Origin of the sequence: Waltera sp. (assembly GCF_046969025.1) — a bacterium.
Classification (GTDB): Bacteria; Bacillota; Clostridia; order Lachnospirales; family Lachnospiraceae; genus Acetatifactor; species Acetatifactor acetigignens.
Map to the genome: position 1 here is coordinate 38,286 of NZ_JBKVQF010000008.1, position 22,863 is coordinate 61,148.

Here is a 22,863-nt window from a genome sequence, read left to right on the forward strand (position 1 = left end):
TTTGACCCGCCCCGATATGAGCATAAAAGTGGGATGATAATCCCACGATATGCGAATAGAGGGTAGGATTGTGAGAGTGCGTAGCACGGAACAATCCGTATGCATCAAAGTCGGGGGCTTTTGACCCCGACATCATATTAATTGAGCAATAGAACGAAAAGGAGAATTATGCATATTATATTACACCAGCCGGAGATCCCGGCAAACACCGGAAATATTGGAAGAACCTGCGTGGCTACCGGCACCAGCCTGCATCTGATCGAGCCGTTAGGCTTCCGTTTAAATGAAAAAGAGATCAAGAGAGCCGGTATGGACTACTGGCAGCATCTGGATGTCACCCGATATATGAATTTTCAGGAGTTCCAGGAAATGCATCCCGGAGCGAAGATCTGGATGGCAACCACAAAAGCACATCAGACCTACACCGATGTAAAATTCGGACCGGACGATTACATCATGTTCGGCAAGGAAAGCGCCGGAATCCCCGAAGAGATCCTGGTAGAGCATGAAGAGACCTGCATCCGTATCCCTATGCTTCCCGAGATCCGTTCCCTGAATCTGTCCAACTCTGTAGCAATCGTATTATATGAGGCGCTCAGACAGCAGGGGTTTGAGAGCATGCAAAGGGATGGAGAATTGCACCGGCTGCATTGGAAGGAATCATAAGACTGTAAAAGGAACAATTCGGAGGAATGTTCCTTTTTGATTGGAAAAAATGTATTAAATCATAAAATATTGGTCAGAAAAAATGTTGAATATACAATTGATTTGATCGGAAAAAATGTGATAAACTATATTATGTAAGAAAGGAGGCCGCCAATGAAACGATTTGCCATGAAACAATTACAAAGCTGGAAAGAAAAGGGAAAAAGAAAGCCCATGATTATTATGGGCGCAAGACAGGTGGGAAAAACATGGTTAATGAAGGAATTCGGAAGACAATTTTTCCCCAAAGTGGCATATGTATCCTTTTATAATAATAAGAGAATGAGCGATGTCTTTGAGATGGATTTTGACATTCAGAGAATTCTTATGAATCTTAATATCGAAACAGGGGTCACAATTACTCCCGGAGATACGTTGATCATTCTGGATGAAATTCAGGATGCACCGAGAGTCCTGGAATCTCTGAAGTATTTCTGCGAAGATGCACCGGAGTATCATGTTCTTGCAGCGGGGTCCCTGTTAGGAGTAGCGATTCATCAGGGAGTATCTTATCCGGTAGGCAAGGTGGAACTGTTGGACCTCTATCCTTTGAATTTTAGGGAATTTCTATGCGCCATGGGGGAAGAAGCTTTGTCTGGGGCATTGGACAGCAAGGACTTTTCCATTATAGACAACTTTTCGGATAAATACCTATTTTGGCTAAAAAACTATTATTATACCGGTGGAATGCCTGCAGTAGTTGATCTTTTCAGAGAGCAGAAGGACTATGCCGGTGTTCGGGAGTTACAAAAAGACATAGTACGTCAGTACCGGGGAGACTTTGGAAAACATATAGATGCCAAAGATCTTCCCAGAATTCGTATGGTATGGGAATCCATTCCGATACAGCTGGCAAAGGAAAATAAGAAGTTTTTCTTCGGACAGATAAAAAAAGGTGCCAGAAGTGCAGATTTTGAAATTGCGATACAGTGGCTCTTGGATTGCGGACTGATTTACAAGGTAAATCGTGTGAATGAGCCACATGTACCGCTGGCTGCATACAAAGAGATGAACGTATATAAACTGTTTGTACTGGATGTAGGACTGCTGGGGGCAATGAGTGATTTAGATGCCATGAGTATTCTGGAGGGCAATGATATTTTTGTTGAATTTAAAGGCGCATTGACGGAACAATACGTATTACAACAGATTATTTCGGATACAAAATATACACCTTATTATTACGGAACGGAAAAAGCAACCTTTGAACAGGATTTTATGATACAAATGGGAAAAGATGTTGTTCCCATCGAAGTAAAAGCAGAGACCAACCTGAAATCGCAGAGCCTGAAATGTTATTGTGAAAAGTATCATCCGCAGAAAGCTATCCGCTTTTCGGCAAAGAAATATATTGATCAGGGTTGGATGAAAAATGTACCGTTATATGCGGTGTGCACTTTGTAATGAGTAGATAAAAGTACAAGGAGAAAATATTTATGCAGATCCATGATACAGCATTTATAGCTCCCGGTGCGGTGGTGCTGGGAGATGTGACGATCGGAGAAAACAGCGGAATCTGGTACAATGCGGTGGTCCGGGGCGACAGAGATTCCATTGTCATCGGCAGAGAGAGCAATATTCAGGACAATGCGGTAGTGCATCTGGGCAGCGGATATCCGGTGGAGATCGGAGACCATGTGACCATAGGACACGGTGCGATCGTCCATGGCTGTAAGATCGGTGACAATACCATGATCGGTATGGGAGCCATTCTGATGAACGGCTGTAAGATTGGGAAAAACTGCATCATCGGTGCCGGAGCACTGGTGACGCAGAATGTGGAGATCCCGGATAATTCCCTGGTCGTCGGTAATCCCGGGAAAGTAAAACGTGCTGTTACCGAAGAAGAGATTCGGTGGAATCTGGAGAATGCGCAACTTTATGTGGATGAGGCGCAGGAAGAGATAAAAAGAGCATTTCCTTAACGGAAGTGCTCTTCAAATAATGTAATATTTAGCAAACTATATTCAAAATTATATCTTATGAGAGTGTACGAAAATCTTTGCTAGTTGATATTAGCTGTTGAATTTATATAATTTGATTTCTGGATCTGAAGTAGTAAGTAGATCATCTACAAAATATTGATGCATACGTGGATTGTTAATATCTGCTATTTTCATTAATAAATTTCGGATAATAGGGTTTTTAGCATGATCAATGTCATTTTGTTCTAGGCCGATACCTAATAAAAATTTTTCTAAGTTTTCAGCAATACGAACAGATTCATTTTCAATAAGATGTTCTTTGTAAAATAATTGTTTCATTGGGTAACCTCCTGTTTTTTTATATCTTTAATATGACAGAAAATAGTGGTGTAAAGTTTTTTAATAGGAAAGTTACACAATGCGATCCGTTAGAATCTCTTTTTCATATTTTTTTGGAGAAACATGAAAGGTTTTTGTAAAGGTTTTAATAAAATGAGAGTAGTTCTTGAAGCCAACCGCATAACAGATTTCGGTAATTGATTTTTGCTCAAGAATCATTTTGTGAGCCATGAGCATACGTTTGGATATTACATAGTTCCACAGAGTATTCCCAGTGTAATATTTAAAAAGGTGATTGAGATGGGAACTACTTATATTCAGGTATCTGGATATTGAAGCTACTGATATATTTTCCGTGTAATGATCATCTACATATTGGATAGCATTTTTAACAAGATCAGGAAAAACAGTAATCCCTTCATTTACTTTATTCTGATTTTTTTGGAGAAATTGTATTAAATGTATCAGCGTGATACTTAACCATGTTTCCAAAAGAATATCGGATCCAAACTCATTTTTGGTATTATAATATTGTTGAATCATCCTTTCATTATTTAGAAATTGATTTAAAATTTCATCGGGCAGATGGAAGAAACAGCAGTTATACTGTTCTAAAAATCTGTATATATTGCTGACAGGAGTAGACAATTTCTTTATTACATCTTGGTTTACATGGATAATGACACGCTCATACGCCGTTTCTTTTATAAGATATGGACGATGGAGTTCGTTAGGAGATACTATCAGAGCATCTCCGCGAACCAGATGCTTTCTGATGTTACCCGCAAAGTAATCAATATCTCCTCTAAGAAATACATATATTTCATACTGATCTGAGTGAATGTGTAAGTCAGAGCAGTCTTCTCCTTTTGAAATGACATGGGAGATACTGATGGGCAGATTTAATTCCTCTATTGTATAATTGTTTTCCTGAAAATCTGTTGACAAGCTGATCCTCTCTTTTGACATGGTAAATACCGTATAATATCCACTCCTAAATTGATTTACATTAGTATAGCATGATATGACATAAACACAATAGAAAATGCAAAGATTTCTTTTACAGTTGAGGTACAATATAGATATCAAAACGTTTTGAAGATGAAAAGTTACTATGTGGATAAGAACAGATGATGCCAGGGAAAAGGAGATTTGATATGTTATTTCCGGTAGATAATGAAGCAAGACAGATTAAAGAGTTAAACGGTATCTGGAAATTTAAGAGAGATAACTATTATAAACAGGGATTTGAAGAAAAATGGTTTGAAAAACCATTGGAAGATGTAATCGATATGCCTGTACCATCAAGCTATAATGATATTACTACAGATCAAGAACTGAGAGATCATGTAGGGTGGGTATGGTATGAGAGAAAATTTGCAGTTCCAAGATTATGGAAAGATCAGAGGCTTGTACTACGATTTGGAAGTGTGACGCATCATGCTGTAATATATCTGAACGGAAAAGAAATTACTCGCCATAAGGGTGGTTTTTTGCCCTTTGAGGCAGATGTGACGGAAATGGCCAATGAAGGGGAAAATCGTTTGACAGTAGCAGTAGGAAATATACTGGAATGGGATTGCCTTCCTGTTGGTCATATAGAATATGTTAGGGATGAGATGCATCCCGAAGGCCAGATGGAACAAAAGTTTGATTTTGATTTCTTTAATTATTCGGGTATTCATAGACCGGTCAGATTATATTGTACGCCCAAAGAATATATTGAGGACATTTCGGTTAGAACGACAGTAGATGATAAGGATGGGATGGTACATTATGAAATAAAAACTAATGCAGAAGAGAAATTCATAAAAGTATATATCCGGGATGAAAAGAATCAGGTAGTTGCTGAGAGTAATGAGATGAAAGATATGGTTTTGGTAAAGGACGCACAACTCTGGCAGCCGGGATCAGCTTATTTATATAAACTGGATATTTATTTTGGACAGGATCATTATACTTTGCCATTTGGAATTAGGACGATTCAGCTGACAGAAAAACAATTCTTAATCAATGGAAAGCCTTTTTACTTTAAAGGATTTGGTAAACATGAAGACAGTGATATCAGAGGCAAGGGATTGGATGAGGCATTAAATGTCAGAGACTGTGAATTGCTGAAATGGATCGGTGCAAATTCCTTTAGAACTTCACATTATCCTTACGCAGAAGAAATGATGCAAATGGCCGATCAAAAAGGAATTGTGGTTATTGATGAAGTACCGGCGGTTGGAATGAACTTTTTTGATGGCGAAAATGGAGGTATTTTCACAGAAGATAAAGTAAATGAAAAAACACTAGCATATCATAAGCAGGTATTGAAGGAATTATACCAAAGGGATAAGAACCATCCTTGTGTTGTTATGTGGAGTATTACAAACGAACCGCATTCCAGCGAAGAGGCCTCAAGAAATTATTTTGAGGAAGTTACAAAATATATTAGAAAACTGGATAGTGAAAGACCAATAACAGGAACCATGAATGTTGATGTGGAGGAGGATAAGATATCACAGTTTTTTGATGTAGTATGCATTAACAGATATTTTGGCTGGTATGTCGGAGCTGGCAAAATAGAAAGGATATATCCTAGCCTAAAGACAGATTTGATAAAGTGGCATGAAAAATACGGAAAACCTGTCATTGTGACAGAATATGGTGCAGATACAATAGCAGGATTGCATAAACTCCCCGAAGTGATTTTTTCAGAGGAATATCAAAAGAGGTGTATTGAAGAAAACAATAAAGCCATGGATGAATGCGATTTTGTGATAGGGGAACATATTTGGGCATTTGCAGATTTTATGACGGCATTTGGACTAAAGAGGGTTGATGGTAATAAAAAGGGTATATTTACGAGGGAACGACAGCCTAAGACAGCAGCGTTTGCAATACGTGAACGATGGAGAAAAATGTTATAATTGCACATTAAGTAATGCCAGAAACAGAATGGTAAAAATCTGTTTCTGGCATTTTATAATGTGAGAAATTATTGTGATTGCCTATTCGGCTAAACCGATTCGTTCAAATTGTTCTTTAGGTGCCTGATTATCCTTCATCATTTTCTTCATTGCTTGGCAGAGGTGGTCTTCTATATTACTGTCATGAATAGGGCATTTTTGCTCAGGATCTGTAAGGAGATCAAACAACATAGTACCAAAACGATAAGAATCTGTAGAGCGATGAACAGGAACTTTAAAAACCCCACTTTCTTTCATAAAATTGAAAGCATTCTTATCACAAAGTTCTGCTTCTGACATTTCTTCCCGGGAAAAAGGCCGATCCATATGGCAAGGCATAGCAGTATATTCATATAACGGCTGATTCTCAGGATCTTTACAGGAACGCATATAAACATATCGTCCGTCTGTAATACAGATATGACCACCAAAGATACCGAAAAGTGCATAATTACGTATGGGTGTATCATTTCTTATGACAGGGGTCAAACTATGACCATCCATATACTCTGGGGGAGCAATTTGAAAGAATTCGGCTAATGTAGGTACAATATCAATAGTTTGGGCAAGCTGATTCCTCCGTTCACCTTGAATGGGATTTCGTGGGTCATAGATGAAGAACGGGATGTGGATCAGTTCTTCATACATAGGCTGAACATTTTTACCCATCCATTCTTTTTCACCAAGCATAAAGCCATGGTCAGTATTGACAATAAGCATGGTATCTTTCCAAAGGTCGTATTTATCCATCATATCTAATACTTTTCCAAGATAGTGGTCACACATACTCATAAGTGAGGCGTATTCATAGCGGACATGTCTGGTAGCGGCCTCTCCATATTCGTTCTTTCCATAATCGGGCCAATCCAGATTTTTACCATGGTAGTTATCAGGATATAATTTTTTATATTCATTTTGGGTATAAAAAGGTTCATGAGGGTCGAAAGCCTCTATCTGTAAGAACCACAGGTCTTCATTATGATTTCGTTCAATAAAATCAAGGCCGCTTGTAAAGGTTTTACATTGTGGCATAGCAGTTTCAGTTGTGATAAATTGCCGGTTTACCCAGTCGTGACGCCAACTTTGTGTATTTTTGCGTCGAGAAAGCGTATCAGGGTAGTCAGGCCAGGCAACCTGTCCCATCCATGGATCTCCCTGTTGTCCACGAACAATTTCATGACTGTCAAATTTGGTTAAATAGCAAGAGCCGCCATCCTGCCAGTAATGAAAATGGTCCGTGGAAATATGAGTGTAAATTCCCGCATCTTTCATACGCTTAATGACAGAGTCGTCAAACGGTTGCATAGGGCACCAGGATGAGTGAAGAAAATTGTAGCGCCCTGTGTGCAATTCTCTGCGTGCGGGCATACAGGGCATGCTTCCGCCATAGAAACAGTCAAAAGTAAGAGCCTTTTCAGCCAGGCGCTGAAATTGTGGCATGACGGTCCAGCTGCAGCCATAGTTGGGAAGAAAATGCCGGTTTAAGGAATCAAACATTATCATAATTGCTTTCATAAATATATAGCCTCCTGTTTTATATTTCTTTACCACGATAGGAAGAAGGGGAAATTCCTTTTACTCTCATAAACGCTTTGTACATTGTGTTGCTGGATGAAAACCCTGTTTTCTTTGCAATCGTAGTAATCGTCAAATCGGTAGTTGTCAAAAGCCGGATCCCCTCATCAATTCTAAGGCGTAGTATTCTGTCGTTTAAAGTTTCGTTGCAACAACTTTTTAGTAACTGAAATACATATTTTTCAGAGATATGGAAAACATCTGCAATGACTCCTGCACAAAGGTTAGGATCGGTATAATTCTGATCTATGTAAGCCAAAATATCTGTCCCGAGGCTTCTGGCGGTACGAGCCATTACAATCTCATATTGCTGTTGCAATTCAATATTCAGACTACGGAATACTTCATAAACGGAATCCAGATCGTATTCGTCCAAATCATTTGGAAGAATAGGAGCGTGGTAGCGTGTTTCCCCGTTTCGTTCTGCTTCCAATGAAAACTGATTGCAGACAGTTGCATAAACGGAACGAAGAGAAAAGAACATCTGGCGCAGTTCTACAGAATTTTGTTCGGAGTGACTGATTGTCTGGTGGATGGTTTCCAAAATCCGATCAGCATTTTGACCATTTCCACTAAGCAAAGCGCGTTGAAGGTTGTCAAGATCCTGAATGCTAATCAAAGAGCGGACAGCACGAGAGGAATAAGTGTGAGTAAATACATATACACCGTCAATGCGGTATCCGGCGGATAAACGTCGTTTTGCCTGAGTGGAAGCATGCTGGGTGTAGGAAATATCCTGAAAAGGATTGCTGATGCCCACTTTAACAGACTGATTATGGAGTTCACGTATATGTTTTAAACAATTGCTCAACAGATCTGACAGACCTGAAACAGATTCCATTAGGCAGTATATATAGTTTTCTGCCTGATATAATATAATGGTTTTCTGACTTAGCTGTAAAAGCTGCTCATAAAGCAATTCTTTTAATGATATTTCTTTAGAAAAAGTCGTTTTTTCCGGTATAGAAAAAACAAGGGCATTCATAGAAAAAGAAAAATCCCCAAAATACTGTTGAAAAGAGTGAATCTCCTGCTCTGTACTTAGACCAGAAATAAAAAGTTTTTCTTTTAAGCTGTCGGCAACCATAGTATCAAGACTTTCGATGGTTGTCTTGCAATGATTGATTTCCGAGATCATATTTAATACAGTGCCTTCAATTTCCAAAAAAGAATTCTGCACATTGGGCTGTCGATCCATATCGTGAATGATATGAAGGATTCGTTCAATAGGGCGCGAGCGTCTGTAAGCAAAGTAAATGGATGCAATCGTGCCTAAAAGAAATGCTATCCCCAGATCAGCAAAAACTAAACGGATCGTAGCCTGATGAATTGGTTTGAAGTATTCATTTTTGACTCCGATTGTAAGATAACCTTGATCGCTTTGCGGTAAATTTATTATTTCCCACGATTTTTCTGCTAAATTATCTGGATAGTTATGTTGAACTAGAACCTCACCATCGCCATTTTTCAATACAGTAAATCCATAGTCAGAAGCAGACTTTAAGAGAAAACTTTTAGCAACAGCATCCGGGTCTAACTGAACAATCACCAGCATTCTTACATTGGGATCTCCGTAAGTAGGAAAATAATAGGAAAAGTTCAAGGAGTTTCTTATTTCTTCGGAATTAACGCAATCTGTTAGTTGGTCACTATAAAAAGAAATGCCAGTATTATTTAACGGAAAGGTTTCTAACCAGTCAGGAGTTCCTTCGAAGGCACTTGATTTTATATAGGAATAAAAAGAATCTCGGCTGTCAAAAATATAATTTTGTGTAAGTACATAATTGAATTTGGGAAGGTATACCAATACATCCTGAACATACTCAAGATTTTGATAGTACAGTTTAATTCGTTTTTGCAACAGTGTCATGTCATAGAATAAGGAAGAAGATGAACTGCGCGTACTGTTATAATAAATGGACGTAAAATCGCGATCACTGTATAGATTTCTGGTGGCGTTAAAAATAGCCTGCTCTTGGAGATCCAGTTCTCCTAACATACTGGAGGCGTAATCACGTATTTCCGCAATAGCCTGATTTTGTTCAGAACGTTCAAATGCCCGGCATACAGGAAAAAAACATAAAAGAACCAAAAAAATAATTGCAACATAGGTAGATGCAAAAATAAAAAAATCTTTTTTGGCAAAATTGTATATTTTTTCCATATAATCACCTCAATTTTTTGTAATGTGTATACATAATATAGGATGTTTGAAAGGAATGTCAATGGCATAAAGTGAAATTCGTATGGAAGTGTACTAATTTCATTGCCAAGGAAAAATGTCAACTTTACTTTTTTAATTGTGCAGTTTAGAGTAAAAAACACAAAAATGATACGTGAATTCGTCATTTTGACAATTACAAAGAGGAGGCATTGTATGAAACGAAAAGAAACGTTGACAGGAATCTGTTTCGTTCTTCCAGGGCTGATTGGATTCATCATATTTATATTGATACCCGTGATCATGTCATTGGGAATCAGTTTTACGGAATGGAACTTTCTGAAGGGGTGGGATTCAATAAAATTTACAGGATTGAGAAATTATTTGAAACTGTTTAAAGATGATTGGTTTGTTGTATCCTTAAGAAATAACATTTTATTTACTGCGGTGACAGTACCTTGTCTGTTAATTTTGGGATTAGTGATGGCAGATCTGATTAACAGACATACATATGGAGGGTCTGCTATACGGGTAATGATATTTATTCCATACATTGCCAGTGTAGTAGCAGTATGTACAGTATGGCAGGTAATGCTTCAACCGAGTTACGGCCCGATCAATGAGTTCCTGCGTACTATTGGAATTGAAAACCCTCCGAAATGGTTGGTTGATGAACATTGGGCATTGATTGCAATTATGTTGATTAATATCTGGTCGCAGGTAGGATATTATGTTGCGGTATATATGTCAGGACTTAAAAATGTTCCTGCTGATTTGTATGAGGCAGCACAGATTGATGGCGCATCCAGCATTCAGCAATTCCGGTATATTACAGTACCGCAGGTAAGTCCGACGACTTTTTTCCTGGCTATAATGGGAATTATCGGTTCATTTAAGGTATTCGATATGATCAGCGTATTAACAGCAGGTGGACCGGGAAATTCTACTTCAGTAATGGCTTATTACATATATAAGACAGCATTTACAGATTTTAAAATGGGCTACGCCTGTGCACTGGCATGGGTCTTGTTCCTTTTGATTTTCGCAGTTACATTAGTACAGTGGAAATTCCAAGATCGTTTTGCTAATGAATAGGAAGGAGGCAGTATATGAAAAAGATACAGATACACAAAGTGATTTTTACAGTTTTTTTATTTGCGATTGGCTTCACTATGCTGACTCCGTTACTATGGATGATTTCCACATCATTTAAACCGGAAAACGAAGTATTTCAGTTTCCTATCAAATGGATTCCGGAACACAGTGTCGGACTTGCCAACTATAAAGAAGTGTGGGGATCTGCCTATAATTTTGGAATGTACTACCTGAATAGCATTAAGGTGACGGTAATATCCACGGTTCTTCAAATTTTGGTATCAGCTTTAGGAGCTTACGGATTTACAAAGATTAAGTGGAAAGGCAGAGATCAGCTTTTTTTAGTGTATTTGGCAACAATGATGATCCCGGCACAGGTTATGATTGTCAGTCGATTTGTAATTATGCAGAAAATGAACCTTTATAATACACACATGGGAATTATCATGATGACCATGTTTAGCCTATATGGAGTATTTTTGCTACGTCAGGCCATGATGGCAATTCCGGATTCGCTCTGTGAATCTGCCAAAATAGATGGTGCTGGTCACTTGAGAATATTTTTTCAAATTATATTCCCGTTGGTAAAGCCCTCTATTGCTACATTAGCGGTATTGAAATTCGTATGGACGTGGAATGATTATCAAACACCATTGATTTTTTTAAGCAACCGTAAACTATTTACAATTCAGCTAGGTATGAAATTATTTGCTTCTGAATCTGGAAGCATCTATTCCCTGACTATGGCTGCAGCTGTATCAGCAACGATACCATTAATTATTCTGTTCCTGTTCGGGCAACGTTATATTATTGATGGAATTGCTTCGGGTGCGGTAAAGGGTTGATGTAAGGGTATTTGTAACATTTACATATACACACATGAAAGGAGAAGAATTATTATGAGAAAGATGAAGAGAGGACTCAGCCTGGTACTGGCTTCCATTATGGCAACCGCCTTAGTAGGATGTTCCGGTGGAGAAAACACAGAAACAACGAATACAGCTACCACGACTGAGAACAAGGAAACAACAGGAACTACTCAGGTAGCAGATGAAAATCAGGAGGAAATTACTCTGCGTTTTGTCAGCTGGCAGACCAATCATGATGAACAGAACCAAAAGGTTGCGGCAGCATACAAGGAACTCCATCCTAATATTAATGTGCAGTTTGATTATGTAGGTGACATGAACAGTAATGACTATCTGACAAAGACTGATATTATGCTGATGGGTGGCGAAGCAATGGATATTCTGATGGCGCCTAATTACGCTTCCTATATTGTGCGTGCGGAGTCTGGATCCTACCTGTCTCTCGATGATTATTTTACTGAGGAAGGAACTACTGCAGAGGACGCATACAATGTAATTGTAAGAGTAAACGATCAGACATATGGTATTCCGGGAGAAATGAAATATAATCTGGTTCTTATCAACAAAGATATGTTGGATGCAGCCGGACTGGATGTACCTTCTTTGGATTGGACCTGGGATGATTATCGTGAATATGCTGAAAAGCTGACAAGTGGAAGTGGAGCGGACACAAAATATGGTTCCTATTTTCACTCTTGGGGGAGCTGTAACTTATGGGGAATCAGTAGTGGAAAGGGTGGAAGCACAATCTTTAATGATGATAAAACCTTAACTTTTGATAATCCCAACTTAGCTAAGTTCTTGCAGCTGCGTTATGATATGGAAAATGTAGATCATAGTTCTACACCGTTGGCAGATGTTAAAGCTCTGAACATGAATTATCGCGATCAGTTCTTTAATGGAAATATTGCAATGCTTCCCATGGGAACAGCTATGCTTAGTGACATTGGAAATGAAAAATATGCACATGATTTCGTAACTACATTTGCACGCCAGCCTTTATGGGACAAAGATGGTGAACATTATAATGAAGCAGGTGGAAATATCTTTTCTATTGCAAAGACATCCGAGCATCCCAAGGAAGCATATGATTTCTTACGGTTCTGGACAACGGAAGGTGTAGATATTAAGGGAATGTTTATTTCTAATGAAAAGGGAGCTGTGAAATCTGATAGTGTAAAGCAGATTATTGCCGGATTTGAGGATAAGCTTGACACAGATACCTTAACCAAGATTATGGATGATCCGGATTGGGTTGACAGCTATGGAACATACATTCCTGATTATCAGAGTGAAATTGATAACATTCTTACAGAGGAAACAGATAAGTATCTTCTCGGATCTCAGTCTCTGGATGACACCATCAAGAATTTGATGGATCGTGGTAATGAAGTAATAGAAGAAAATAAGTAGAGATATAGAAAAATCGCTTAAGTCGGAAGATTTAAGCGATTTTTCTAAAAAGGAGTCTATGGAAGAAAAAAATAAAAAAATAGTACTATTGAAATTGTTTATATCTACGCTATATTTGAGCACTTTTACATTTGGTGGGGGATATGTCATTGTTACACTGATGAAGAAAAAGTTTGTGGACGAATATCATTGGATAGAGGAAAATGAAATGCTTGATCTGGTGGCAATAGCACAATCCTCTCCGGGAGCCATAGCGGTAAATGGTGCGATTGTTGTAGGTTATAAACTAGCAGGAGCTGCAGGGATCTTTGTGGCAATTCTGGGGACCGTTCTGCCTCCTTTTGTCATTTTATCAGTAATATCTATATTTTATAATGCTTTCAGAAATAATTGGCTGATCAGTCAGTTGTTGGAGGGAATGCAGGCAGGAGTTGGTGCAGTGATAGCTTCTGTTACGGTGGATATGGGGCTGCCTATTATTAAGGAAAAGGATCCTTTATCTCTGGTCATTATGGTGGGAGCGTTTATTGCAGCATGCGTGTTTAGCATAAATGTAGTGTACATTGTGCTAACGTGCGGAATAATTGGTGTAATACGTACACTTCTTTCAAAAAGGAGAAGCGGAAAATGATATATTTACAATTATTCTGGAGCTTTATTCAGATTGGGATGTTCAGCTTTGGTGGTGGATATGCCGCCATGCCCTTGATTCAGGGACAGGTAGTCACTGACCATGGATGGCTGACTATGTCAGAGTTTACGGATCTTATTACGATATCACAGATGACACCGGGGCCGATTGCGGTTAATTCTGCAACCTTTGTAGGACTGAAGATTGCAGGTATACCTGGGGCAGTAGTAGCAACACTTGGATGTATTTTGCCGTCCTGTATTATTGTGACAGTGTTAGCAAAATTGTACTTGAAATACCGGAGTATGGATATGCTACAGGGAGTATTGCGTTCACTTCGTCCGGCAGTAGTGGCGATGATTGCATCAGCTGGAATTTTGATTCTTATGACGGCCTTCTGGGGAAACAATACGATAACTTTTACTGGAACAAAATGGGTCATGGTATTGATTTTTGCCATATGTGTAGTTATACTGCGAAAAACAAAGATGAATCCTATCTGGGTTATGGTATTGGCCGGGGTAATTAAAGTGTTTGTATCACTTGTATAAGGCGAAAGACAGGAGAACAATATGCCACCAATTAGTGTACTGATAAAACCCTCGTCGGGAATGTGCAATATGAAATGCGATTATTGCTTTTATTGCGATGAAATGAAAAAAAGGATGCGGGAATCCTATGGATTCATGACAGAGCAGACACTTAAGAATGTTATTCGTAAAACAATGTTTCATGCGGAAGGCATGATAAGCTATGCGTATCAAGGTGGTGAACCGACTTTACGTGGAATTGCGTTTTACGAAAAAGCGATGGAATATCAAAGACATTACAATAAGTGCGGAATACGTGTAAATAATGCGATGCAGACAAATGGGTACTTGATAGATGATGAATGGTGCAAATTTTTTAGGGAGAATCATTTTTTGATTGGCCTTTCGGTAGATGGTACGAAGCAGATACATGACCTTTATCGTCATGGCAGAAGAGGGGAACCGACATTTGACAGGATTAAGAAGGCAGCGGAACTTATGGATCAATATGGTGTGGATTACAATATTCTCACAGTAGTAACACAAAAAACGGCCGGTCACGCAGCGGAAATTTATAATTATTATAAGGAACAGGGATGGAAATATCAACAGTATATTGCATGTCTGGATCCTTTGGGAGAAGACAGAGGGAAGACACCATATGCTTTAAATCCTGAACAATACGGGATGTTTTTGACGGAATTGTTCAACTTATGGTATGAGGACTGGAAAAAGGGTGAACAACCGTATATAAGACAGTTCGAAAATTATATAGGGATTCTTTTAGGCTATCAGCCGGAATCGTGTGAGCAAAGAGGAAGCTGTGGTACACAGAATGTTGTGGAAGCAGATGGAAGTGTGTACCCTTGTGATTTTTATGCGTTAGACGAATATAAACTAGGTAACTTTAACTGCAATCGTTTGGAAGAAATTGATAAGAAAAGAAAAGAAATTGCATTTGTGGAACAGTCTCAAATAGTGGCAGAAAATTGTAAAAATTGCAAATTCTATAAAATATGTAAAGGAGGATGCCGAAGAAATAAGGATTTTAATGCCATGAATGGAGAATATGAAAATTATTTTTGCAAAAGTTATCGAATATTTTTTGATATATGTCTGGAAAGAATGATTCAGATAGTTGAAATAATTAAAAATCAAAAAGGATAAATGCAGAAAATGGACAAATATAAAGCGAGGTATAAGATGAAAGCAGATATCAGATGGCTAGATGATCCAGAAATATACCAAGTAAACCGAATGGATGCACATAGCGACTATGGGAACCACATGTAGGTAGATGCATTACGGAAAAAGAAATGCTTTTAGATCTGGAATATTTTCAAAAGAATCATATTAATGCGGTAAGGACAAGTCATTATCCTAATCAAATTCCTTTTTATTATATGTGCGATGAGATGGGGATCTATATGATGGCGGAAACAAATCTGGAAAGTCATGGCTCATGGCAAAAAATGGGAGCAATAGAACCGTCCTATAATGTTCCGGGATCATTGCCTCAGTGGAAAGAAGCTGTACTGGATAGGGCTAAAAGCAATTATGAAACTTTTAAAAATCATACTTCTATATTGTTCTGGTCTTTGGGAAATGAGTCAGTATTTATAACTTAATTCTGTGTCATCAAACTGAAATTCATATTGAAACGTTGCCGCATCCTCTTTAGAATCTGCATTAAGTAAAATTCCATTACCTGTATATCTTATTATACCGAACATTGTTAAAGTAATATTCAGAAGTGCTTTTCCAAGATTCGTCTTTCCAGTTGCATTGCACCCATAAATTAACATTTTTCCAATAACACCATCCGAAAGACAATCTGTATTAAACTGATAACCTGCAATATTTTCAAAATCTATTGTAATTTCATCTTTAAAGTTTTTATAATTTTTCAAGGTGAACCTTTTAAGCATATCTTATACCATCCTTCACAAAAGCACTAATGAGTAATCTCCTATGCTTACAGTATAACCAAATTTTAGCTTCTCTGCAGTAATATGGTGTAAAAAAATTACGGCATATTGCAACTTAAAATTACAATACATCCACAGAAATATTTGCTTTCTTCTGGCGGCATATAAGCAAAAAGAGCATTTCCCTAGCGGAAGTGCTCTTTTGCGAATTCCATATCCTGTACCAGTTCCAGTGTTCCAAGATATTGCTCCTGCTTATCCCGGACAGCGTAATAAGTCACTAAGAATGTCCGGCCGCCCTTGTCCATCCAGACCGGTACCTGGTCCAGATTCCCTGCACGGAATTCTCCGATAATGCGGCGAACCCGTTCTTCGATCTTAGGCGGGTGACAGGTGAAGACCTCCCGGCCCAATGCCATACCGGGACGTTTGAATACCTTGGGGCCTTCGTTGAAGTAGCGATTGATATTATCGATATCTACGAAAGAGATCTCCAAAGGAATCGTATTCAACATGGCGGTCAGCTGTGACAGGGTCAGACTGCCGCCGGAAAGGTGGATTCTGGTCTCACCATCTGCAAAAGCATGTTCCGCAGACATGGTGCCAACCGTAGAGGCAGTGTCAGCCAGATGTGCTTCCGCAGCCTCCCAACTGTCACCCCGGATACCGAAGCATTCCGCATAATCTTTGGCATCCCGGTAGATGTGATACCATTCCTCCTCCGAGAAATTCAGTGCGCAGTTGGGGAAGAGGATATTGGATTCCTTGTAGATCATTTCTTCCATGCGGTTCAATACGGCATTCAAACGTTGTTTCCATGCATCGGTTTCTTTTTGGTGTTTTTGTTTTGCAAGCGCATTCAGTTCATCCCGGATCTCATCATCCACTGTCCACATGACTGCAGAGGGGCCGCTGATCCCATATTGCACCTTCAAATGTGGATAAAGTAAGTCTCCCTTTCTGGCATAGTGGATAGCAATCTGGCGCAGCTCGTCAAGCAGTTCATTGGAAATTCCATTATTTTCCAATGCCTGCCTCGCACGGGCAATCAGCTTTTCCAGTGCTGCATTTTCCAGCGTAAAAGTTTGCAGGGGATGTCCGGAGATCTGGATCAGGGCGGCAGCGGCGGAGAGCCGTTGGTCCTTTATGTCTTTAGAGTGTAGTTCCTGGGCAGCTAGAGAAGGGGCTGCTGTTTTTTCGGCATTGGCAATTTTCTCTTCTGTCGTGGAACCATGGAACAGGGCGGAATGCACATCACAGAGCCGTTGCAATTCTTCGATGGAAGTACCCTCCCGCAGCAGCTCCTGCTCGGCATGCATAATCTCGGCAGGATCCACATCCTTACATTCCCGGACGAAATCCGCCTGGACATTTTCCAGAGCTTCTCCGTGATTCAAACGTTGTAAGTAAGACTTAATCTGATCTTTCATATAAAAATTCCTCCGGAACCAGTATGCCCCGGAGGAAAGTTTGTTATTCTTTTATTTTTATGATTAATCATCGTAGTGTGTTTTGATAAATTCGCAATCCACTACCAATACATAGAAAACCGAGCCATAATGTTCACTCTCCACGATACGCCCATAATCCAGAACCGTCTTATAAGTTCCATCTTTGACAGCAAGTCGGTATTTGACATAATCATTGTATCCGTTCATGCCGGATTCTATCTGCTGCCAGATGCTTTCTTCTACCTGTGTCAGATCTTCAGGATGCACCAGATTACGGAATTGATGTTTCGTAAAATGCATAAAATCATCCAGATCCGTACATCCTGTCAGCTGAAGCATTTCCTGATTAGCATACAGGATGCGTTCATCCTCCTTTTCGGCCCGGTAGATGAAAAAGGCACCCGGCAGGTTGTCAGAAATATCCGATAATGAAAAACCAAGCTGTGTCCGTTTCGAATTGTGGAAATCCGACCGGTAGGCCAGAGCACCATGTTTTCCCTGTAATTTTACCTCATAGAGTGCAATGTCGGCATAACGGAGAATGTCAGAGACTTTTTCTGCGTTGGCGGGGTATTCCGCATAGCCCAGGGAAATGCTGTAATTGTGTTCGACGCCTTTGGCTGAAAAAGAGCGGGAAGCCTTGCTGAAAGCGTCTATCATTGGGGCAGCCTCTTCTGCACTGCAATCCTTCAGGATAATACAGAACTCATCACCGCCATTTCTGGCAATAATGGAATTATCCGGAAAAGCCTGCACTAAGGATTGTGAAAGCTGCAATAGAACCTGATCACCGATAGTATGACCATAGACATCATTGATAAATTTAAAATTATCCACGTCAAGTAATATACCGACACAGTTTTTTTGCTTATTTCCTTCCAGATACTCCTCCAGCTGCGAATTAAACCCGGTACGATTTAAGAGACCGGTCATAGAATCCGTCAGGGAGAGTCTGCGGAACTTTTTGCGTTGCTCGTCAACGAGCAGTATAGATATCGTAAGAACCTCCAGCAGTAAGATTATTGTAACATCACAGAATACTATCAGTTGTAAAAGTGTGTCATTCTTCCAGCCGCCGGTGGGCATGACTTCCAGCTTCCAGCTACAGCCTCCCAGAGTAAAATCATAAGAGACGGGATCCGTCAGCGTCTCCTCTGACTGGTCTACCACGGCATATTCATCGGTCAGAGGGGAGAGGGTCTTCGATAGCCGGTATTGATAACCGAAACCGGACAAAGAATCAACAGAGTCCCTGAAAATTTCCGGAGTTTTGATGATAACAATAGTCAGTCCCCAAAAATAGGAATTGCCGTTTTCATCTTGTAAAAAAACAGGATTGCGGATAGCAATGCCGTAACCTCCCTGCTTCAGTTCAAAAGGCCCGTGTATGACAAGCAGATCATGATCAATTCCATAATTGACGATCTCTCCGCGGTCTTTGTCGTGGATCAGATCTATTTTACCTGCTTCATTTCCTTCAGTGGAGTAGATATCTGTTACGATACCTCCGGGAGCCAGCTGGATACTTTGGACGTAATCTGCCATCATTCTGTCTGCAATGGTATCAAATTTGTCAATTCTGCCGTCCGCACTGATCAGAAGCTGCTCCAGTGTATCCGTGATACTGATACCGGCATACAGATCTGCGATCATGTTATCACCGTAGGTTACAGCATTCAGTTCCGCAAGAGTGCGGAGATGCCTGGAGTCGGACAGCTGTACCGCATGAGCGATCATATATAAGACGATGCTGCCGATAAGAAGTACCCATAACGGCAGCAGCCATTTGGTATGAGAAAAATTGATTCTATTTCGTGTCATAGTGCTATGCTTCCTTCGTATGTGTTGGCAAAATGATTCAAATTTAATTATAGCATTTTGAAGCTTTTTTGTATAGATACGAAAAGCCATTTCATCCTGTGTGAAAATGCCAAAAACACCGGGCTTCTGATTTGGCACACGGGATCGCTGGGGACGGAGAACTTGAGAAATACCACGATGCTGCATGAGGTGAGTATTCTTTATTTTTAACAGATCAGATTTTTATAGCTGCCAATACACTGTCTGCGATAACGGCTCGGAGAGATACTTTTATAGCGGCGGAAAATGCGGTTAAAATAGCTTAAGTCGTGGAAACCGCAGGAATACGCAATTTCCGTGATACTGTCGGAAGAAGTGCACAGAAGCTCACAGGCACATTCCACCCGGTAATAATTCAGATAATCAATGGGCGATTTGCCAATGATCGAGCGAAACACACGGCAAAAATGTTCCGGAGAGAGCTGCAGTACTTTTGCAAGGTCCGAAAGACTTAACTGTGAGGCATAATTTCTGCGGATATAATTCAGTACCTGTTTGATCTGGTCAGAATCCTGGACAGAATGTCTGGAAGAGGGAGTCAGTACTGTAAATAAATGTTCCCGGAGAATCTGTCCCAGCAGTTGCCACAGCATTCCTATGGTGAAAAATTCATAGCCGTTATTTTTATCTTTCATTGCAGCAAATAGGTCAGAGATGATCTGGCCGCAGGGAGTGCCTGCCGGATACAGAACATTGATCTGGGTCTCAGGGGAAAAGAGCCCGGCATATTTCTGCTGAAACAGTCTTCCGTAATTTTTGATAAGATGGTTCAGATCAAATACCAGACATTCATAGACGCAGTCTTTGGGGATTCCGCCATGTACAGCTCCGGAGGAGAGAAAGGAGGAATCCCCAGGATGCAGTGTGTAAGACTGCCCATCTGTCAACAACGTAAATTCCCCTTGCAGAACCAGTAGAAGTTCGCATTCTATATGCCAGTGGAAGGGCATTTCGTAACGGGGATGCAGCATATCAACATAATAGAGTTCTAACGGAAAGTCAGAAGTTCCTCTCGTCGTATTCTCATGGGAAGCCAGATATCTCATCATTCTATCCTTTCATAAATGAATCGTAACTATTTAAGAACCCATTCGTAAAACCGCTCTTTCAGGTCTTTCTTTTTGCAAATGTGGTCACAGAATATCAATATTGTCCAATATATAATCATTATAAGCAACGACACTACAAAAATGCAACAGTATAATACAAGTAACAAAATATAATACACGGAGGTATGGACATGGAAATCACAGGGATAAAAGATCAGATCTGCGATGTCTGTCACAAAATGTGGCAACTGGGATGGGTTGCGGCCAATGATGGCAATGTGTCTGTCAGACTGGACGATGGAACCTATCTGGCAACACCAACAGGGATGAGTAAGAGTTTCATCACCCCGGACAAACTGCTCAGGATCGATGTTGCAGGTAATGTTTTGGAGGGCTCGGAAGGACTGCGGCCGTCCAGCGAGATCAAGATGCATCTAAGATGCTATGAAAAGAGAGAGGATGTACGGGCGGTCGTACATGCACATCCTCCGGCAGCTACCGGATTTGCCGTGGCACATCGTCCGATGGACATGTACAACATGATCGAGGATGTGGCGGCCATCGGTGCGGTTCCACTGACACCGTATGGCACACCGAGCACGACAGAGGTTCCGGATGCCATTGAGCCTTATTTGCAGGAACATGACGTAATGCTGCTTGAAAATCACGGGGCATTGACAGTGGGAAGTGATGTGATCACCGCTTATTACCGTATGGAAAGTCTGGAACTGTGGGCGAAGATCACGATCAACGCAATCCTTCTGGGAGGAAGCTATGACATTGACCGGAAAAATATCGACAAACTGATCAACCTACGATCCTATTATCACATAACGGGAAAACATCCGGGATACAAGAAATTTAAGCATCCGCAGGATGGAACTCCTACGGACAGATAGGGGAAAGGAGTAAAGGATGGCTGCTTTTACGACAGTGCTTGCTTTTGACCTTGGAGCTTCCACAGGCCGTGCCATTTGTGCGGTCTATGACGGTGAGAGACTGCAATGGAAGGAGATCCACCGGTTCGATAATATACCGGCAGTAGAGAACGGGCATCTTCGCTGGAATATGGAGGCGCTGCTTGGGGAGATCTGTATTGCCATACAAAAGGCGGGAAAGACCGACAGTCTTGCTTTTGATACCTGGGGAGTGGATTTTGGATTGCTGGATACGGATGGAAAATTACTGGAGGATCCGGTTCATTACCGGGACGAGCGGACGAAGGACTGGCCCCGGCGTGTCGCACAGAAAATAGAACTTCACAGCCTGTATGCCAGAACGGGCAATCAGATTCTGGCAATCAATACACTGTTCCAGCTGCTGGCATTACAGGAGGAACAGCCGGAACTGTTAAGGCGGGCAAAGCACCTGCTGTTTATCCCGGATCTGTTGGCGGCAATACTGGGAGCGGATCTGACCTGGGAACGATCCATTGCTTCCACCAGCCAGATGTGGAATCCTGCTGCCGGAACCTGGGATTTGGAACTGTTGAGACAGATGGGAATAGATCCGGGATTATTCGGAGCCATGACAGATAGTGGCAGCATTACCGGAGCCTTGCCAGACGGCACGAAGATCATTGCAGTGGCAGGACATGATACCCAGTGCGCAGTGGCGGCCATGCCTGTGGCAGAGGGAGAAAGCGCAGCGTTTCTCTCCTGTGGCACCTGGAGCCTGATCGGCTGTGAACTGGAGACACCGATTCTGACGAAGGAGAGCTGCGACAGCGGTCTGTCCAATGAATACGGAGCCAATGGCAGGATTAACTATCTGAAAAACATTATCGGATTGTGGCTGATCCAGGAGAGCCGGAGAGAATATGCCAGACAGGGAGAGGAGTATAGCTTCGGAGAACTGGCGAAGCTGGCGGACGAAGCAGAGGCTTTTCACTGTTTTATTGATCCGGATGCACCGGAATTCGTGGCACCCGGAAACATCCCGGAGAGAATACAAAAGTTCTGCCGTAGAACCGGTCAGCCGGTGCCGGAGACAGTGGGAGAGACAGTGCGGTGCATTTACGAAAGTCTGGCGCTGAAATACCGATATGCTCTGGAGCAACTGGAAGGGATGACAGGCAAAAACTTCACAACATTGCATATCCTCGGTGGCGGAGCAAATGCAGGACTGCTCTGTCAGATGACGGCAGATGCCTGCAGACTTATAGTAAAAGCCGGCCCGGTGGAAGCGACGGCTCTCGGGAATATTCTTATTCAGTTGAAGGCACTGCATGCCATACATGATATCGACAAGGGCAGACGCCTGATTGCCGTGACAGAGAAAATAACAGAATATGCACCACAAAACAGAAAAAGAGACGCATGGGAAAATGCGTATCACAGATTTGTTACCATGATGCAAATGGAGAAAGAGAGGTAATT

Annotated in this window: 20 protein-coding genes and 1 pseudogene; 13 read left to right on the plus strand and 8 right to left on the minus strand. The window is 40.8% G+C overall.

Annotated elements, in window-relative coordinates; translation table 11 throughout:
- Window positions 1-168 precede the first annotated feature (168 nt).
- From ACLTOH_RS05915 to ACLTOH_RS05925, 3 genes are all read left to right on the plus strand, one after another.
- Complete coding sequence (locus ACLTOH_RS05915) at window positions 169-666, plus strand: tRNA (cytidine(34)-2'-O)-methyltransferase (RefSeq protein WP_337630410.1); 498 nt, start codon at window positions 169-171, stop codon at window positions 664-666.
- Window positions 667-819: 153 nt separating this feature from the next.
- Window positions 820-2,109 carry an ATP-binding protein gene (locus ACLTOH_RS05920; protein WP_412223610.1) on the plus strand — a complete coding sequence of 430 codons (1,290 nt, stop codon included), beginning with the start codon at window positions 820-822 and terminating at the stop codon, window positions 2,107-2,109.
- A 32-nt stretch (window positions 2,110-2,141) separates the two neighbouring features.
- Window positions 2,142-2,630: a gamma carbonic anhydrase family protein gene (locus ACLTOH_RS05925; RefSeq protein ID WP_337418054.1), complete on the plus strand. Its 489-nt coding sequence runs from the start codon at window positions 2,142-2,144 to the stop codon at window positions 2,628-2,630.
- Between the two features lie 90 nt (window positions 2,631-2,720).
- Here ACLTOH_RS05925 and ACLTOH_RS05930 read toward each other — a convergent pair whose 3' ends face one another.
- Both ACLTOH_RS05930 and ACLTOH_RS05935 read right to left on the minus strand, forming a co-directional pair.
- Window positions 2,721-2,969, minus strand: coding sequence for a hypothetical protein (locus tag ACLTOH_RS05930; protein WP_412223611.1), 249 nt, complete (start codon window positions 2,967-2,969; stop codon window positions 2,721-2,723).
- 72 nt (window positions 2,970-3,041) lie between these two features.
- A complete protein-coding gene (locus ACLTOH_RS05935) occupies window positions 3,042-3,917 on the minus strand; it encodes an AraC family transcriptional regulator (protein ID WP_227733252.1) in 876 nt (291 codons plus the stop codon).
- A gap of 209 nt (window positions 3,918-4,126) precedes the next feature.
- Between ACLTOH_RS05935 and uidA the strand changes: the two genes are divergently transcribed.
- Window positions 4,127-5,884: a beta-glucuronidase gene (gene uidA / locus ACLTOH_RS05940; protein WP_227733253.1), complete on the plus strand. Its 1,758-nt coding sequence runs from the start codon at window positions 4,127-4,129 to the stop codon at window positions 5,882-5,884.
- An 81-nt stretch (window positions 5,885-5,965) separates the two neighbouring features.
- Here uidA and ACLTOH_RS05945 read toward each other — a convergent pair whose 3' ends face one another.
- Both ACLTOH_RS05945 and ACLTOH_RS05950 read right to left on the minus strand, forming a co-directional pair.
- Window positions 5,966-7,438 (minus strand): sulfatase, encoded by a 1,473-nt coding sequence (locus ACLTOH_RS05945; RefSeq protein ID WP_337414630.1) that lies wholly within the window; start codon window positions 7,436-7,438, stop codon window positions 5,966-5,968.
- A 19-nt stretch (window positions 7,439-7,457) separates the two neighbouring features.
- The gene (locus tag ACLTOH_RS05950; RefSeq protein ID WP_337414628.1) at window positions 7,458-9,662 is read right to left on the minus strand and encodes an AraC family transcriptional regulator; all 2,205 of its coding nucleotides are present in this window, start codon (window positions 9,660-9,662) and stop codon (window positions 7,458-7,460) included.
- A gap of 213 nt (window positions 9,663-9,875) precedes the next feature.
- On the opposite strand from ACLTOH_RS05950, the gene ACLTOH_RS05955 reads away from it, so the two are divergent.
- The 7 genes and pseudogenes from ACLTOH_RS05955 to ACLTOH_RS05985 form a co-directional block, all read left to right on the plus strand.
- Window positions 9,876-10,754, plus strand: a complete 879-nt coding sequence (locus tag ACLTOH_RS05955; RefSeq protein WP_227733259.1) for a carbohydrate ABC transporter permease — start codon at window positions 9,876-9,878, stop codon at window positions 10,752-10,754.
- A gap of 14 nt (window positions 10,755-10,768) precedes the next feature.
- Window positions 10,769-11,599 carry a carbohydrate ABC transporter permease gene (locus ACLTOH_RS05960; protein WP_337414625.1) on the plus strand — a complete coding sequence of 277 codons (831 nt, stop codon included), beginning with the start codon at window positions 10,769-10,771 and terminating at the stop codon, window positions 11,597-11,599.
- A 54-nt stretch (window positions 11,600-11,653) separates the two neighbouring features.
- Window positions 11,654-13,036: an ABC transporter substrate-binding protein gene (locus ACLTOH_RS05965; RefSeq protein WP_412223612.1), complete on the plus strand. Its 1,383-nt coding sequence runs from the start codon at window positions 11,654-11,656 to the stop codon at window positions 13,034-13,036.
- Window positions 13,037-13,094: 58 nt separating this feature from the next.
- Window positions 13,095-13,667 carry a chromate transporter gene (locus ACLTOH_RS05970; protein ID WP_412223613.1) on the plus strand — a complete coding sequence of 191 codons (573 nt, stop codon included), beginning with the start codon at window positions 13,095-13,097 and terminating at the stop codon, window positions 13,665-13,667.
- The gene (locus tag ACLTOH_RS05975) at window positions 13,664-14,218 is read left to right on the plus strand and encodes a chromate transporter (protein WP_412223615.1); all 555 of its coding nucleotides are present in this window, start codon (window positions 13,664-13,666) and stop codon (window positions 14,216-14,218) included. The genes ACLTOH_RS05970 and ACLTOH_RS05975 overlap by 4 nt, the downstream gene beginning before the upstream one ends.
- 21 nt (window positions 14,219-14,239) lie before the next feature.
- The gene (locus ACLTOH_RS05980; protein ID WP_337414616.1) at window positions 14,240-15,364 is read left to right on the plus strand and encodes an anaerobic sulfatase maturase; all 1,125 of its coding nucleotides are present in this window, start codon (window positions 14,240-14,242) and stop codon (window positions 15,362-15,364) included.
- 110 nt (window positions 15,365-15,474) lie between these two features.
- Window positions 15,475-15,810, plus strand: a pseudogene (locus ACLTOH_RS05985) (glycoside hydrolase family 2 TIM barrel-domain containing protein); the annotation flags it as partial.
- On the opposite strand, the gene ACLTOH_RS05990 reads toward ACLTOH_RS05985, so the two are convergent.
- From ACLTOH_RS05990 to ACLTOH_RS06005, 4 genes are all read right to left on the minus strand, one after another.
- Complete coding sequence (locus tag ACLTOH_RS05990) at window positions 15,808-16,107, minus strand: hypothetical protein (RefSeq protein WP_337414614.1); 300 nt, start codon at window positions 16,105-16,107, stop codon at window positions 15,808-15,810. The pseudogene ACLTOH_RS05985 and the gene ACLTOH_RS05990 sit on opposite strands and share 3 nt — an antisense overlap.
- 203 nt (window positions 16,108-16,310) lie before the next feature.
- Window positions 16,311-17,555, minus strand: a complete 1,245-nt coding sequence (locus ACLTOH_RS05995) for a DUF438 domain-containing protein (RefSeq protein ID WP_412223616.1) — start codon at window positions 17,553-17,555, stop codon at window positions 16,311-16,313.
- Window positions 17,556-17,618: 63 nt separating this feature from the next.
- Window positions 17,619-19,397: a diguanylate cyclase domain-containing protein gene (locus ACLTOH_RS06000; RefSeq protein ID WP_412223617.1), complete on the minus strand. Its 1,779-nt coding sequence runs from the start codon at window positions 19,395-19,397 to the stop codon at window positions 17,619-17,621.
- A 206-nt stretch (window positions 19,398-19,603) separates the two neighbouring features.
- A complete protein-coding gene (locus ACLTOH_RS06005; protein ID WP_412200434.1) occupies window positions 19,604-20,485 on the minus strand; it encodes a helix-turn-helix domain-containing protein in 882 nt (293 codons plus the stop codon).
- 185 nt (window positions 20,486-20,670) lie between these two features.
- On the opposite strand from ACLTOH_RS06005, the gene ACLTOH_RS06010 reads away from it, so the two are divergent.
- Together ACLTOH_RS06010 and ACLTOH_RS06015 are read left to right on the plus strand one after the other, a co-directional pair.
- On the plus strand, window positions 20,671-21,384 hold the full coding sequence (locus ACLTOH_RS06010; protein ID WP_412200437.1) for a class II aldolase/adducin family protein: 714 nt from the start codon (window positions 20,671-20,673) through the stop codon (window positions 21,382-21,384).
- A gap of 16 nt (window positions 21,385-21,400) precedes the next feature.
- Window positions 21,401-22,861: a rhamnulokinase gene (locus ACLTOH_RS06015; RefSeq protein ID WP_412200440.1), complete on the plus strand. Its 1,461-nt coding sequence runs from the start codon at window positions 21,401-21,403 to the stop codon at window positions 22,859-22,861.
- The last annotated feature ends 2 nt before the right edge of the window (window positions 22,862-22,863 follow it).